General features: G+C 66.2%; 13 protein-coding genes. 6 read left to right on the forward strand and 7 right to left on the reverse strand.

The annotated features are described in order from the left end of the window. Positions 1-43: 43 nt before the first annotated feature. A complete protein-coding gene (locus tag GA0070612_RS00840; RefSeq protein ID WP_088986166.1) occupies positions 44-1,117 on the reverse strand; it encodes an FAD-binding oxidoreductase in 1,074 nt (357 codons plus the stop codon). Positions 1,118-1,340: 223 nt separating this feature from the next. On the opposite strand from GA0070612_RS00840, the gene GA0070612_RS00845 reads away from it, so the two are divergent. After that, the gene (locus GA0070612_RS00845) at positions 1,341-1,859 is read left to right on the forward strand and encodes a flavoprotein (protein WP_088986167.1); all 519 of its coding nucleotides are present in this window, start codon (positions 1,341-1,343) and stop codon (positions 1,857-1,859) included. Here GA0070612_RS00845 and GA0070612_RS00850 read toward each other — a convergent pair. Continuing rightward, positions 1,825-2,712: a hypothetical protein gene (locus GA0070612_RS00850; protein WP_197699286.1), complete on the reverse strand. Its 888-nt coding sequence runs from the start codon at positions 2,710-2,712 to the stop codon at positions 1,825-1,827. The genes GA0070612_RS00845 and GA0070612_RS00850 overlap by 35 nt on opposite strands. 66 nt (positions 2,713-2,778) lie before the next feature. Beyond that, the gene (locus GA0070612_RS00855; protein ID WP_088986168.1) at positions 2,779-3,237 is read right to left on the reverse strand and encodes a glycine-rich domain-containing protein; all 459 of its coding nucleotides are present in this window, start codon (positions 3,235-3,237) and stop codon (positions 2,779-2,781) included. Positions 3,238-3,961: 724 nt separating this feature from the next. Here GA0070612_RS00855 and GA0070612_RS32325 point away from each other — a divergent pair. After that, entirely contained in the window at positions 3,962-4,846 is an 885-nt protein-coding gene (locus GA0070612_RS32325; protein ID WP_231924417.1) for a hypothetical protein, read from the forward strand. Between the two features lie 23 nt (positions 4,847-4,869). Next, entirely contained in the window at positions 4,870-5,784 is a 915-nt protein-coding gene (locus tag GA0070612_RS00865) for an aminoglycoside phosphotransferase family protein (protein ID WP_231924418.1), read from the forward strand. Positions 5,785-5,796: 12 nt separating this feature from the next. Here the strand turns inward: GA0070612_RS00865 and GA0070612_RS00870 are convergent, their stop codons facing one another. Then, on the reverse strand, positions 5,797-7,593 hold the full coding sequence (locus GA0070612_RS00870; protein WP_157742390.1) for an AIPR family protein: 1,797 nt from the start codon (positions 7,591-7,593) through the stop codon (positions 5,797-5,799). A gap of 483 nt (positions 7,594-8,076) precedes the next feature. Between GA0070612_RS00870 and GA0070612_RS00875 the strand changes: the two genes are divergently transcribed. Then, positions 8,077-11,160 (forward strand): DUF3427 domain-containing protein, encoded by a 3,084-nt coding sequence (locus GA0070612_RS00875; RefSeq protein WP_088986171.1) that lies wholly within the window; start codon positions 8,077-8,079, stop codon positions 11,158-11,160. A 26-nt stretch (positions 11,161-11,186) separates the two neighbouring features. Here the strand turns inward: GA0070612_RS00875 and GA0070612_RS00880 are convergent, their stop codons facing one another. After that, positions 11,187-13,307: an MMPL family transporter gene (locus GA0070612_RS00880; protein ID WP_231924419.1), complete on the reverse strand. Its 2,121-nt coding sequence runs from the start codon at positions 13,305-13,307 to the stop codon at positions 11,187-11,189. Between the two features lie 453 nt (positions 13,308-13,760). On the opposite strand from GA0070612_RS00880, the gene GA0070612_RS32770 reads away from it, so the two are divergent. Then, positions 13,761-13,895 (forward strand): hypothetical protein, encoded by a 135-nt coding sequence (locus GA0070612_RS32770; RefSeq protein WP_269458276.1) that lies wholly within the window; start codon positions 13,761-13,763, stop codon positions 13,893-13,895. Positions 13,896-13,899: 4 nt separating this feature from the next. Here the strand turns inward: GA0070612_RS32770 and GA0070612_RS00890 are convergent, their stop codons facing one another. Together GA0070612_RS00890 and GA0070612_RS00895 are read right to left on the reverse strand one after the other, a co-directional pair. Further along, a complete protein-coding gene (locus tag GA0070612_RS00890; RefSeq protein ID WP_088986173.1) occupies positions 13,900-14,664 on the reverse strand; it encodes an alpha/beta fold hydrolase in 765 nt (254 codons plus the stop codon). Positions 14,665-14,706: 42 nt separating this feature from the next. Then, positions 14,707-15,006, reverse strand: a complete 300-nt coding sequence (locus tag GA0070612_RS00895; protein ID WP_088991181.1) for a helix-turn-helix domain-containing protein — start codon at positions 15,004-15,006, stop codon at positions 14,707-14,709. A gap of 73 nt (positions 15,007-15,079) precedes the next feature. Here GA0070612_RS00895 and GA0070612_RS00900 point away from each other — a divergent pair, with 73 nt between their 5' ends. Further along, positions 15,080-15,517, forward strand: a complete 438-nt coding sequence (locus GA0070612_RS00900) for a VOC family protein (protein WP_088986174.1) — start codon at positions 15,080-15,082, stop codon at positions 15,515-15,517. The last annotated feature ends 3 nt before the right edge of the window (positions 15,518-15,520 follow it).

A 15,520-nucleotide genomic window follows, 5' to 3' on the forward strand; every position in this document is an offset into this window, starting at 1 on the left:
TGGCGCGGATAGCAGGTGCCGTTTCGGCCGCGGGGAACAGCCGTCACCGAGCGAAGCTCCCGGCCACGTGGATGCGGGCGGCGGGGATGCCGAGCGCGAGCAACCGTGACCGCCCGGCGGCCAGCATCGTGGGCGGGCCGCACAGGTAGATCTCCTGGCCCGGCTCGTAATGGCGGAGGGCGATGGTCAGGGCGTCGCCCCGTTCGGCCGGCTCCGCGCAGGGGTCGGCGGAGAAGGCCGGCACGATGGTCAGCCAGTCGTGGGCGCATTGCAGCTTGTCGAGGGCGATCGCGTCGTACAGGTCGGTGAAGGTGCGCGCGCCGACGACCAGCGTCACCCGTCGACCGTCCGGGGCAGCGGTGACCTGTTCGACCAGGGCGCGCAGTGGGGCCAGGCCGGTGCCGCCGGCGACGAGCAGCAGATCGTCGGCACGCGCCGGGTCGAGGCGCAGACCAGCATCGCCGGGTGGGCCGAGCCAGAGCAGCTCGCCGGGGCGTACCCGATGGACCAGCTCATGGGAGACGGTGCCGCCGGGCACGGCGCGGACGTGCAACTCGACGGTGCCGTCCGCGCGTGGGGCGTTGGCCGGTGAGAGCCAGCGCCAGTGCCCGGGCCGGCGGGGTGTGCAGACCGGCACGGCCTGACCTGGCTGGAAGGGCAGTCGCCGCCAGGGACGTACCGTCAGGATGGCGATGTCGGGCGACGGCCGGTCGTGGCCGATCACCTGGACGTGCCACCAGGCCCGGCCGTCGCCGGCCCGGCCGGCGGCGCGGCGCACGGCGTCGGTGGCGCGGCGCACCGCAGGGTTGGCGACGACGGTGAGCTGTGGCGTCCACAGTGGGTGCGCGTGGCGGGCGACTGTCGCGAGCAGCGCGTCGCCGATGGTGGTGGCGTGCGGGAGCAGGTCGAAGTGACGGTACGCGCGGCCGAGCACCGTGAGCAGCGCCGCCTGATTGGCCGGGTCGTCACCGCCGACCGCGAGGCGGCCCAGCGCGGTGAAGAACAACAGCGCGTCCCGGCGCGGAAGCAGGCCCGGCCGGCGGTCTTCGAGTGTGCACCAGAAGTCGCCGGCAGCCAGGTAGTCGACCGAAGCCCAGGCGGCGGTCAGGGTGGGCATGGCGGCTCCAAGATGTCGACGAGTCGAGTGGCGCCGGGGCGGGCGGGGACGAGGCTGCGCCGATGGGGGTCGGCGCAGCCCTGGGGACGCGAGCACCCGCCCCGGGCCATGCGTCGACCCTGGTGTTTGACCAGGCGATACGGCATGTCACGGTGATCGTTGGCGGCATGCGCAATGGGTATGCGCTCGACTGAGCCCCCGCCGAGTCGGGCAGACTGCGGGCATGACGGAACGTCCGGTGCTGTATCTGGTCGTCTGCGCCGCGGGTCCGGCGGAACACATCCACGAGCTGGTCGACCTGCTGATCGCCGACGGGTGGCAGGTGTGCATGATCGTCAGCCCGACCGCCGCGCCGTGGCTCGACCGGCAGGCGTTGCAGGACAAAACCGGTTATCTGGTACGCGTCGAGTGGCGCATGCCCGGCGACCCCGAGCCCCACCCGCCGGCCGATGTGGTGGTGGCCGCGCCCGTCACGTTCAACACGGTGACGAAGTGGGCGCTGGGCATCAACGACACGCTGGCGCTCGGCGTCCTCAACGAGTCACTGGGGGCGGGATTGCCGATCATCGCGTTCCCGCACACCAAGGACGAGTTGGCGGCGCATCCGGCTTATGCGGGTCACCTGGCGGTGCTGCGCGCTGCCGGAGTGGTCGTGGCGGACGGGAAGCCGCTGAGCCCGATGAACGGGCCGGAGCGATGGGACGTGGTCATCGAGGCGCTGCGCTCGACTCGATCGTCTTAACGCCTGAGTCTCTCGACGTTGCCAGGCCGCCGACACGCTTCGGGCGTCCTCGGTAGGCGGCCCACCGTTGAGCTGCGGCGCGAAGTGGACCGTGATGGGGCGCAGGCGCGGCGAGCTGTTTGCGTTGCCAAAGCCGCACCAGAGCATCCGCAAACCCGGTCACGGCATGCTCGGGTGCCGAGGCGTAAGCGGGGATCTGTACCGCCCAAGCCTCGGCGGCGGACGGCGTGTGGCCAGCGCGAACAAGTCGGAGCAGCAGGAACGCGGTGTCGATCCAGGCGGCACCCCGAGCAGGGCTGGACCAGTCGACCAAACGGATCCTCACCGTCGATCCTGCTCCCTGCTCAGGGACCAGAAAGTTCCGGGGCGTCATGTCGGTGTGCAGGAGAGTGTCACCGTCGACCAACTCAGGGGCGATGAGGGAATGCCACCGATCAGCGAAAGGGTGCACGGCCAGCGGCGGGCACGGCGTGAGTTGCCCGCTCAGCTCGGAGAGCAGTGCCGCCAGCAACGGCAGATCGGGTGATCCGGGCGCCAGATCGGGGTGCCGGCCCGCGACATGCTCGAAGCCCAAGAGCAGCCATCCGTCGCGCTCAACGGTCCAAAGCAGCCGGGGAGCCACCTCTGGCAGCCACGGGTTGACGCGAGCCTCATTGCGATAGAGCCATGCGGAAGGGCTGTCCGCGTTTCCGCCCTTGCAGAAGACTCGACCGGCGGCCGTGTCGAGGGTGACTGCCACGTCGCAGGAGGCCCCGGTGGGGATCGTCGCGACCGAATTGACCTTGCCGGTGTGCCGCTCGATCTCTGTCCGTACCGACTCGGGCAGCTCGTGCCAGTGGCGACGGCGTGACATGCGGCGGCCCCTAGGAACGACGAGCGGTCCCAGGCAGTCTATGTCCGGGACCGCTGGTCAGCCGCTCTATCCGGTCGGGCTGTCGGTGCACCCGGCATGGCACTGGGTGCACTCGGCCGCGCCCTCACCCGCCCAGAGCGAGGCGTCGACAACGAAACCGGCCCCTCGGATCGCATTGACCGTCCGCGAGATCGGAGCGCCGATTGGCTGCGGGATGTCGTCGTCGGGTGTGGGCTCAGGCTCGTGGTGGATGAAGCGGCCAGCGACGCGGTGGCAGAACTCGGCGTAGTCGTGGGTGTGCAGGATGAACGTGTGCCAGCCAATGTCGACCAGGGCGCTTGGACCGATCGGCGCGGCCGTGACGGCACAAGCGGCGAGGAAGGCGAGCGCCTGGTCCAGGATCCGGGGCGGCAGGTCGGCATCCAGCTCGGGGTGATCGTGGGCGATGCGGGCGGACAGCCGGGCGAAGAGTTCGTCGGAGACGAGTGCTTTGCCCGTACGTGGTGGGGATATGGCCAGCAGCATGGTGCTCCTTCCGATGGGGTTTTACCGACCGTGCGGCCCAGCAGCCCGGCGACGTATGACAGTGCGGGCATCAGCGATATGCGCGCTGCGTATACCACTCCCCCACCCAACGGGTTCAATGGATAGGCTCGATGAAGCTGGATGGACGGAGCCGCGGGTGACCCACTCGAACTGCCCCCGATGCGGCGGACGGCTGGCCCGGGACAACGACAGCGGACGGTGCACGCCATGCCAGGCCGCCGAACGGGACCGGTTGAGCGCGCCGCCGGTGGTGCCGGCGAGTTTCTGGGACCACGAACCTGTGCGACGGGCCCTCGCCGAAAGACATCTGGGGCGCGTGATCAGGGCCTACCGCTGCCATCCGTACCACGGGCGGGTCGCGTTGCCGCAGACCGTCGTGGCGGGGTGGCTGGGAATAACGCAGGCGCAGCTGAGTCGGGTGGAGAACGGGCCAGCGCTCGTGCACCTGGACCGACTGACGCACTGGGCCATGCTGCTCGCCATACCCGCTGCGTGTCTCTGGTTCGCCCTTCCCGGGCAGCCTCACCAACCGGTCCGGACAGCCACCCCCTCAACTGGTCGCGAGGACGCTGGGCCGGACCAAAGCCGACGGGCGTTGTTGGCCGGAATCGCTGCTGTTGCTGCTGGGGCGGGCCTACTTGGTGGTAACGAACTCGTCCAGCCCCGGCGAATCGGCACGTCGGACATCGCACGGCTGAACGCAGTGCTGGAGCTGTACCGGTCGGTGGACCGAGAATCTGGCGGCGGTCTCCTGTACGGGGAGGTGGCCCGGTTCGCTGAGTCGGTGTACCGGATGCTTGATTGGGGGCACCCAGCAAGGCTCACACCGCCGCTCATCGCAGCGGTGGCAACAGCTCGACAACTGGCGGGCTGGACAGCCCTTGATGCGGGAAGGCACGACGACGCGCAGCGGCACTTCGTCGCCGGGGAACGAGCCGCGCTGGCTGCTGACAACGCGCCGCTGGTCGCGTTGATGAGGTACGCGCAGGCCAAGCAGCTCCAACATCTCAGACACAACCGCGATGCACTCGCGACGCTGCAACTTACGCACGCGCAGCTCGGTTCACACTCGACGCCGGCGGCCAAAGCCCTCCTCTGGGGGGCGGAGGCAGCCTCACTCGCGGCGCTCGGCGACCACCAGACTGCGGTGAAGACCCTCGGCGAAGCGAGCGACCAGTTCGAGCGCATCGACAAGGAGCGCGAACCGGACGGTATGGGCTTCTACGACCGCGGTGAGTTGTTCGCTCAGTACGGGCGGGTGTACCGGGACATGGCGCGGCAAGACCGTAAGCACGCGTCCGAGGCGGTGCGTTGGGGCAGAGATGCCATTGCGGCGTTCGGGGCGGCGAACGTGCGCAGCACCGTACTCAACGGGGTCGGGCTGTGCAGCGCCCTGTTCTTGGCCGATGAACCCGAGCAGGCGCTCGCCGTCGGAGGCCGTGTGCTTGAGCAGGTACAGGCAATGAGTTCCAGGCGGGTTATTGATCGGGTTGTCAATCTGCGTCGCGACCTCGTTCGGCACCGAGAGTTACCAGAGGTCGCTGCGTTCGAAGCAACCCTGAACGCTCAGGCTTCGACAGCCGCATGAGTGCCCGGTTCTCCGAGGAGACGATGACGGCAGCGATGCGGGAAATCGCTGCCATCCTGGACGTCTCCCCGGAGGGCGGCCGGCTGCTCCAGCTGACAAACAACGCGGTCTACGCATTGCCCCGGGCTGGAATCGTCATCCGGATCGCACGGACTCATCAGCTCCGGGACCGGGTGACCAAGGTCGTTCAGCTTGGGCGCTGGTTCGCCGAAGTCGACGCACCAACGATTCGACTAGCACCCGAAGTCGAACAACCAGTCAACTTCGGCGGTCTGGCTGCATCAGTCTGGCAATTCGTCCCACCTCATCCACCCGCCATGAATGTCGAGGACCTCGCCACAGCGCTCCGAGCGTTCCATGCCATCGGCGTGCCCACCTTTCCGTTGCCTGCGTGGGACCCTATTGGGGATGCTCGGCGACGGTTGACTGACGCCGACGGGCTCAGCAAGCCGGACAGGAACTTCTTGATCGGCTGGTGCGACCGCCTGGAACTAGAGGTAACAGCCCTCAACGGCCGTCGACCGCAGACGCTCATCCATGGAGACGCTCACATCGGAAATCTTCTTCGAGAACCGTTAGGCCGAGCATTAATGTGCGACTTCGACGCCACATGCGTCGGGCCGTGGCAGGTTGATCTAGCAGCCGCTGCGGTCGGTGAGGCGAGGTTCGGGCCGCCAACGGGAGGCCGATCCTTGGCCGCCACTTACGGCTACGATGTCACCTCCGACTCGTCATGGCCTGTCCTGCGAGAGGCTCGCGAGTTAAAAATGATCGCAGCCGCCGCGCCCTTTTTAGTTACATCGCAAGCCGTTGCAGAGGAGTTCGCAAACCGCCTTCGTTCGGTGCGTGAGGGTGATCAAGAAGCCCACTGGAAACCCTTTGCTGCTCTCAGCGTTCCTCAAAGGCAATACCGAACGCATCCTTGGACGACCCACTAACCCATGCGTTATTCAGGACCGCTGATTGGGGAAACCCCTAGAACGGCTCGGTCGAGAAGATTTACCTCTAGAACCCCGGCCAACCCCTGACGGCGCTGCGGCTTTCTGAACCCAACAGTCACCCCGCAGATACTCTTTTCCCCTATCGCGAACCTGCTCAGTAATAAGTTCGTCCTTCGCTAGACGATCGAGCATCAGGATACGCTTCGACCGATGCGCTTTTTCGTATTCGTATTGTATCACCTTCACTAAGTCCCTTGCTGTAGCGGTCGTGAAATCAGCCTCCTCAAGTCTTGCTATTGCCACAGTTGTCGGACGCTCCTGACCAGTCAACACCATACCCAAAAGCATTGCTAGATGGTACTGATAGTCCTCAACGATACCAATGCCCCCATCGATTGTCAGATGGTCCGCAGCGGCCCGCAGAGTTTTGACGCACGAATAGTACATGGCCAGTTCGAATTTGTTGTCGAAAACAACCTCGTACACACCCCTATCAAAGATGGTGCTTGGGTTTGCCCTCGCAACGTGCGGGGTCTGAACCAGCACACTGAGCACGGCCTGTCCCATCTGATCGATGGACACAATGCGCTCGACAGGCATTCCAAGGTTGAAGTAGTACCGCCGCCGACGCTCGTAGTACAAACCTCGCTCTGATAGGTATTCCTCAATTTGTCGCTGCACGCGATCCGTCGCCCTCAGGGCACTCGGACCGAATTCAGTCTGGCTATTCGTGGCGCGAATTATTCTATCTCGAACAACATTATCCTTGGCTTCAATGACCTTAATCAAGACGCTTCTATTGTCACCTCTGTAACTGGTTGGCTTCCGCTTGTATATCTCCGTGGAGGTTTGGAGTCCGTTAACGATCTGAGGCGACTCAAGCTCAAGCATTTTGTTGGCAGGCCGCACTTTCGACGCCACCACGGTCACCCCGTTGTTCAGCCACCAGAAGTCCTCAGCAGCGTCCACCGTTTCGAGGGTTTCTTGGATGCTTTTGTTGACATCCGTAGAACCTTCATAGTCTCGTACGTTCGCCTCGAAAAGGGTGCCATCCAGCTCACCATTAGCTCCGGTGATGAAGCGTTCATAATCAGCGAGTCGCACGACTGCCACATATCCGCCAGCCGTGTCAGTAGAAATTGGATTTTCGGCTAACTGCAACTTTCGCGTGACCCGGAGGGGCTCGCGCGAAAGATCCGCCACTGCTGCCGCATCAAGGAAGGTTACCGATGGTTCCGCCGCCCCAAAAAGGGCGGATAGACATTCTCTGAGTTCATTCGCCTTACGCTCCACCCCCGGGTGAAGATATTGAGCTTTCAGTGATGCAAAAACGACAAAGATTCTCAATTCAGGCAGATCTAGGGTTCTATAGGTGTCAAGGAACCTACGAGATATCTCGATGAGCCTTGAATTTACGGTCTCCGCCAGACGCTCCTCGTCCCTGCCGAAAACTAAGATCTTTGGCAAACTCAGCATCAACTTTTCAATTGGTGCCTCTGTAAATCCGGACGTGTTCTTTACTTGAAGAATGTAGAGATCGAGGCGAGCCCGCCTGCCCAGCACCTTTAGGGGAGTTTCATCACGGACGCAGAGAGAATTGGCGAACAGATACATGCCATCAACACCACAGTCCTTCTCGCCGTCCACGATCCCACTTAACAAGTCATCGTGGCCGGGATTGAGTTTCTTGAGAAGCTGCTTCGCCACGAAGAAGGTCTGATGCCTCGCTGCCGCCATATTGGGAGCAGACCGTTTCTGGTCCCGATCAATCATTGACTGAAGCAAGAAGACGTCATTAGCGTTCACGATACCTCCAGAACCGCAGACAAAGACGAACAGTTATCGTTGAATAGCTAAATGCATCAGCATGCGTTTCGCATTGAAACTGCCCGCCCACTATCGAGGATTGACGCGAAGGATGTACCAGCAGCCTTCGGCAGAAACATGCAATCCCAACCTCCCCACAAGGCGTATCGGGGAGATTACCCGCTGGAGTCCTGTTTGCGGGAGACTGCGTCTTCGGCCGTCCAGCCGGCTTCGACGAGCGTTCATCCACTGTCAATTGCCTCGAAGGCTCAGACCAGCGCGGGTGACAGGCCACGTCCCTGGACGTTGGTGCAGGTAAAACCCAAGTAACCAGGCGTCGCAAAACCCGCAGATGCGCGTACGGGCAACAACGGCGGGGTGAACTCCTCGAACTTACGAAGACGAATCTGTCTAGCATCCGACACACGAATTGGCGAACACGTGAGGCGTGTTGAGTCCCCGTGTTGCGCTATCTTGCTTCGGATGACGGATCTTGAGCGAGGGCTTTACGAGCATCTGATCACTCGTGAGCTGGCCGATCGTCTTCAGCACGTCGATCCCGCCCTGATCCAGCGCCACAAGCTCGACCCCGCCGACGCGCACACCACCCTCGCGCGGCACATCGCCGCCTTGGCTGCACGCGCCCTGCAGTCCGTCCCCGGCGGCGACGACAAGCTCCACCACCAGGTCGAGATGGCGAACCGAATCGCCGAGGCCATCGCCAAGCTGAGCCCGAAGGCCGCAACGGATCAGGACCAGGTGACCGACGCGAAGCACCTGCTCCACGCCATCGCCGCCCCGCCAACACCACCGGCACTACCAGCCTTCCCGCAACGCCCGACCACCCCGCTATCCACCGGCGCGCTGCTGGTCAACGGCCGTCACCAGCCCCGCATCGGCCACGAGGTCAACCACGAGATGGCGTCGGCCGAGAGCGTCGACCTGCTCTGCGCGTTCATCAAGTGGTACGGCCTGCGCATCGTGGAGAAGCCCATCCGCGAGCTGATCGCCCGAGGCGGCACGGTCCGGGTCATCACCACGACCTACCTCGGCGCAACCGATCAGCGGGCGCTCGACCGGCTGAAGGAGCTCGGCGCGGAGGTCAAGGTGTCCTACGAGACACGGACCACCCGGTTGCATGCCAAGGCGTGGCTGTTCCGTCGTAAGAACGGCACCACCACCGCGTACGTCGGCTCGTCCAACCTGTCGAAGACCGCGCTTGTCGACGGCGTGGAGTGGAACGTTCGCGTCTCGAACATCGAGCAGCCGCACGTCATCGACACGTTCACGGCGACGTTCGAGGACTACTGGAACGATCCGGCGTTCGAGGCGTACGACGCGGCCAGGGACGCCGAGCGGCTACGGCAGGCACTGACCGGGGAGCGCCGCGACCAGACGCCCACCGAGATCTCGAACCTGGACGTGCGCCCGTACCCGTACCAGGCCGAGATCCTGGCCGACCTGGACGCCGAGCGGCTGGTCCACGGACGCTGGCGCAACCTCGTCGTGATGGCGACCGGCACCGGCAAGACCGTCGTCGCGGCCCTCGACTACCGCCGGCTACACAGGGCGGGGCGAACAGACTCGCTGCTCTTCGTCGCTCATCAGGAGCAGATCCTGCGGCAGAGCCTGTCGACGTTCCGGCAGGTCATGGGCGACGCTAGCTTCGGCGAGACGCTTGTCGCGGGCGAGAAACCGAACGGCTGGAAGCATGTCTTCGCCTCCATCCAGTCGCTGCACCGGCGGGAGGTCGACCCCGAGGCGTACGACATGGTGATCGTGGACGAGTTCCACCACGCGGAGGCGCCGACGTACACGCGGCTGTTGGAGCGGCTGCGTCCCCGCGTACTCCTGGGCCTGACGGCGACCCCCGACCGCGCCGACGGCGGCGACGTGCGCCGGTGGTTCGACGGCCGCGCGGCGGTTGAGCTGCATTTGTGGGACGCGTTGGAGCGGCAGTTGTTGTCGCCGTTCCAGTACTTCGGGCTGCACGACGACGTGGACCTGTCGCACCTCGCCTGGAAGCGCGGCCAGGGCTACGACCCGGCGGAGTTGGACGTCGTCTACACCGGCAACCACGCCCGGGCGCGATCGGTGTTGCGTGCGGTCAGCGACACTGTCGACGTCGGGCGGATGCGGGCGCTCGGGTTCTGCGTGAGCATCGGGCATGCCGAGTTCATGGCCAAGTGGTTCAACGACCACGGCGTACCGTCTGCGGCGGTGACCTCGCGGGCCGGCACCGACCGGGCCGGGTTGCTGCGGGACTTCAAGGCCGGCAAGCTGCGGGTGCTCTTCACAGTGGACCTGTTCAACGAGGGCGTCGACCTGCCGATGGTCGACACGATCCTGATGCTACGGCCCACCGAGAGCGCCACGATCTTCCTGCAACAGCTCGGCCGTGGTCTGCGCCTGGACGACGACAAGCCCTGTCTCACTGTGCTCGACTTCATCGGCGGGCAGAACGCCAACTTCCGCTTCGACCTGCGCTGGCGTGCGCTGACCGGGGTAAGCCGACGGGCGATTACCGAGGCGGTTCGGGATGACTTCCCGAGCCTTCCGAGCGGCTGTCACGTCGAGCTGGACCGGGTGGCCAAGGAGGTCGTGCTCGCCAACCTCAAAAGCGCGCTGCCGACCTCGAAGGCCGGCCTGGTGTCCGAGCTGCGGCAACTCGGCGACGTCCGCCTGGCCACGTTCCTCCGCGAGACCGGCCTGGAGATCGAGGACGTGTACCGATCGGCAAGCATCGGCGGCTGGACCGGCCTACGGCGGCTCGCCGGCATCGAGACGTCCGCGCCCGGCCCGGACGACCGGGAGTTGGGCCGGGCCATCGGTCGCATGCTGCACACCGACGACGTCGACCGGCTAGAGCTGCTGACCCGGGTCGCGGCCGGACCGCCCGCGCCAGGTCAGCAGGTGTACGCGGGCAGCGGCCGACTGCTCGACATGCTGCACTTCAGCCTCTGGGGGCCGAGCGCGCCCCTCGCCACGCGGGACGAACGGCTGGCACGGCTGTGGAAGGAACCGGCGCGTTGTGCCGAGTTGCGGCAGGTCGCCGAGGTGTTGCGGGACCGCATCCACCGGGTCACACCCACCCTCACGCCGGGGGTGGTGCCGTTGCGGGTGCACGCCCGGTACAGCCGCAACGAGGCATGTGCCGCCTTCGGGATGACCAACCCCGGGTCACTGCGCGAGGGGGTGAAGTGGCTGCCCGACGCCCAGGCCGACCTGTTCTTCGTCACCCTGGTCAAGTCCGAGGCGCACTACTCCCCCACCACCATGTACGCCGACCGGGCCATCACCGACACCCTCTTCCAGTGGGAGTCGCAGAGCACCACCTCGGCGGCGTCGGCGACCGGGCAGCGCTATACGTCGGGCGGCTCGACAGTGCACCTCTTCGTCCGGGAAACCCGGATTCCCGACCGCGACCTGGGCGCGCCGCCGTACCTCTACGCCGGGCCGATGACGTACCAGGAGCACACCGGCGACCGGCCCATGCGCATCCTCTGGAAGCTGCACCACGCACTGCCCGCCGACATGTACGCCGCAGCTCGGGCCATCGCCGCCTGATATCGGCCGTCCGTCCGCTCGCTCGGCTACCCCTTCGCCACGGCCTCCGGCGGGACGTGCGGCCCGCCGGCCGGTCGCTCGTCGCCGTGGCCCGGCCACCACGCTTTGTGCCCGATCAGCGCGGTCAGCGCCGGCACGAAGAACATTGACATGACGAACGCCGACAGTACGATGCCGATCGCCACCGCGAAGCCCATCTGCTGCAGGAACGAGATCGGAGCAAGCAGCAGCACCGCGAACGTCCCGGCCAGGATCAAGCCTGCTGCCGCGACCGTCGGGCCGGCGTGTTCGACCCCGATGGCGGCGGCCTGGTGCGGCTCGTTGCCCTCCCGCGCCTCCTCACGCAGTCGGGCGATCATCAGGATGTTGTAGTCAGTCCCGATCGCCACCACGAAGAGGTAGAGGATGATCGGCAGCTGGAAGGTGACACCGGGCTCGCCCTGCAGCCCTTGGAAGAGGTAGACAGTGGCGCCCAGCGTGGCGGCGAAGTTGAGCAGCACCGCTATCACGAGGTAGATCGGCGCGACCAGGCTGCGCAGCAGCAGCGCGAGGATCAGCGCGATCAGGCCGGCCGCGACCGGCAGGATCACCGACAGGTCGCGGTTGTTGGCCGAGTTGATGTCCGCGAAGATCGCGGTGGTCCCGCCGACCAGCGCGCGGGTGCCCGGCGGGGCCGCCGCGTGCACGGCACCGCGCAGGTCGTCGCGGACGAGGGTGATCGCCTCGTTGGAGACCGGGTTCTCGTTGAGCAGCAGGTTGACCCGGGCCACACTCGGGTCGGTGCTGCGCTCCGGGGGCTGCGCCTGGCCCACACCGGGGGCTTTCGCCACGGCCGCCGCGAAGTCGTTGACCTGCTGCTCGTTCAGCGGCGACCCGTTGCTGGTGGTCAGGTAGACCTCGGTAGGGGCGAGCGCACCGGCGGCGAACCCGCGCTGTAGGTCCTGTGCGGCCTTCGCCGACTCGGTGTCCTGCGGGAAGCCGGCGCTGAAGTCGTAGTCGGCCTTGTAGCCGAGCACGCCTGCGGCGAGCGCGACCAGGAGGACGCCGGAGGCCGCCGCGACAAGCGCCGGCCGGCGCCCGACGGTGTTGCCGAGCCGGTGCCAGATGGTGGCCTTGGGCGCACGCTGCCACGCCTTCGAGGGCCAGAAGACGTAGCGGCCGAGCAGGGAGACGACCGCCGGGATAAGGGTGAGCGAGGTGACCAGCATGACGCCGACCGCGATGGCGAGCGCCGGACCGAGGGAGCCGAAGAAGCCCAGCGAGGCGAGGAGCAGCACGAGGAACGCGACGATGACCGCTCCGGCGGCCGAGGTGATGACCTCGCCGACCCGCTGGACGGTGACGATCATCGCGGTGCGCTTGTCGTCGCCGGCGCGCAGCCGCTCCCGGTAGCGGAAGAGCAGGAACAGGATGTAGTCGGTGCCGATGCCGAACAGCACGATCAGCAGGATCGTCTGCAGGTCCTGGCTGACACTGAGGTCGAATGCCTTGCCCGCGGCGGCGACGAGACCCGTCGTGATGCTCAGGACGACGCCGACGACCACCACGGGCAGCAGCGCCGCGATGGGGCTGCGGAAGATGACGAGGATCAGTCCGATGATCAGGATGATCGTCGCGACGCCGACCACGGCGAAGGCGTTGTTGAAGGTGTCCTCGTTGTCGACGAAGCTCGCCACGTCACCGGCCACGCCCGCGGTCAGCCCACTGTCCGCCAGCTCCGGGCCGATGTCCGCGCGCAGGTCGCGCACGGCGTCGAGCAGTGCCGGGTCGTCGGGGGTGGGGGCGTCGAGCCCGACGTTGATGATCTGCACAGACTTGTCCGGCGCGACCGCGGGCGGGCCGGTCAGGTAACCGGACGTGTGCGGGATGTTCTTGGCCTTGAGCGACTGGGCGAGCTGACCCACCTTCGCCTCGTCCGCCGACGTGAGTTTCTGCCCGTCGGCGCGCTTGACCACGATGGTCGCCGTAGCGGTGGCCTGCTGCGGGAACGCCTTCTGCCCTAGCTCGGTGGCCTGCACCGACTCGTAGGAGCGAGGCAGGAAGCTCTCCTGGTCGGCGGAGGTGATGTCGCTCAGGGACGGTGTGGTGAGGATGATGGCGGCTGCCGCGACCACCCACCCGGCGATCACCCACCACGCTCTGCCCACGACGAATCTGCCCAGCCGCTCGAACATGGTTCCCCCGTGTGTCCGGCACAACCGACGTCTGGTGGCCGAGGCGCCCACGAACGCCCCGATCGCCACCCTGTGCTATCGATAAGTAGCGTACCGTCACGCCCTCATCCTTTTCGGACGCACGGGAGTGTCGGGCGCGTGCCTTTCAGCCTCGCCGCCGTCGACCGGGCGACGGTCCGGGTACCACACCCCGAGACTGATCACGCACTAGGTTGGGGGCACGGAGCAGCGGATCAGCCTGATCACCCTCGGCGTCAGCGACCTGGCGCGGGCCAAGGCGTTCTACGAGGAGCTTGGCTGGCGTGGCCAGGAGGTCGAGGAGACGGTCTTCATCCAGGCCGGCGGCCTGGCGTCGTCCTCTGGGGCCGCGACAATCTCGCCGACGACGCCGGCATCGCTGATCCAGGCACGGACGGCTTCGGCGGGATGGCCCTCGCCCAGAACGTCCGATCCCGCGAAGAGGTCGACGAGGTCATCGCCACGGCGACCCGCGTCCTGTGGCAGCTCCGCCACACCCTCCCCGCCGACGTGTACGCCACCGCCCGAACGATCGCCGCCTAAGGATTCACTCGGTGTCCAACAGAAAGGCGCTGACCACAGCGGCGAACTCCGCTTGGGCATCGTGATGCACGACATGACCTGCTGGCAGCTCGACAAGCGTCGCTCGATCGTCGCGACGGGTGATCATCTCGCGCGCGTGAGCGGCCGTCATCTCGTCACTGCGCGTTCCGTGGATCAGGAGGGTCGGGCAGGTCACCGACACCCAGTCGTTCCAGTGGTCGCCGTTGAGCGCTTTCTGGGACGCCACCGTGTCTCCGATGTCGAACGAGAAGCCCCAGCCGCCCTTCGACTGACGGAAAGAGCACTCCAGATAGGGAGCCGCCGCACCCACTGCCGAGGCCAACGCTTCGCGTGAAGGCGCATCGCGAGGGAGTCGGGTGGTGAACGACCAGTCGCAGTCCACGACCGCGCCGATGTCCTCGACGATCAGTGCGGTGACCCGATCCGGGTGCCGGCCGGCGTACTGGTAGGCGTTCACTCCGCCGAGTGAGTGACCCAGCACCACAGCCGGGCCGACATTCAGATGCTGGTGGAACGCGGCGAGGTCGGCAACGTAGTCGTCCCGTTCATAGCTCCGCGCACGGTCGGACGCGCCGTGCCCACGCTGATCGAGCGCGATCACCCGCCACCGCGGCGCCAACGCCTCCGCCAGCGGCGCGAAGGCCGACGCTTCGTTGTAGTGCCCGTGCAGAGCCAGGAGCGGAGTGCCCGGACCGCCGAAGTCCAGGTACGAGAGCTTCAGACCGCCGACCGTGAAGAACCCACGCATGAACTGGAATGCTAGATCAACGACCGTTTCGTAGGCGGCCAGTCAGGCGGCGTCCGCGTTGGAACTGAACCTGACGTCCAGCCTCCGGTCCAAGGCACGGGCCAGGCGCTCCAGCACCGGCAGGGTCGGCACCGTCCCGCCAGCCTCGAAACGAGCCACCGCTGATTGAGTCATGCCGGCCGCTTGGGCCAACTGGCTCTGACTCCAGCCATGCCCTTCGCGCAGGTGGCGCACCTCCTGCCCGAGCTCGAAGGCGATCCGGGTGGCGTCGTAGGTCTCCGATGCTCCCGGCTCCGCCATCCGGCGCTCACGCAGGTCGTTCCAATCCAAGCGATCACTCATCACACGTCCCCTCATAGCATCGATGCTATGGGATCGAGCTGCGGAAGAGGTCAGACGCGTTAGGTTGAGGCCCATGGAGCAGCGGATCAGTCTCGTCACCCTGGGAGTCGCGGACGTAGCCCGCGCGAAGGCGTTCTACGAGCAGCTCGGCTGGCGGGGCCAGGAGGTCGAGGAGACGGTCTTCATCCAGGCCGGCGGCCTGGCGGTCGTCCTCTGGGGCCGCGACAAGCTCGCCGACGACGCTGGCATCGCCGACCCGGGCACCAACGGCTTCGGCGGGGTGACCCTCGCCCAGAACGTCCGATCCCGCGAGGAGGTGGACGAGGTCATCGCCACGGCGACCAAGGCTGGTGCCACGGTGACCAAGCCGGCCCGGGAGACCTTCTACGGCGGCTACGCGGGCTACTTCGCAGACCTCGACGGCCACGTCTGGGAGATCGCGTGGAATCCCGGCTTCGCCCTCGCGGACGACGGCACCCTCACCGTTCCTGACTTCAGCGCCATGGGCTGAGCT

Source organism: Micromonospora chokoriensis (assembly GCF_900091505.1).
GTDB classification, from domain to species: Bacteria; Actinomycetota; Actinomycetes; order Mycobacteriales; family Micromonosporaceae; genus Micromonospora; species Micromonospora chokoriensis.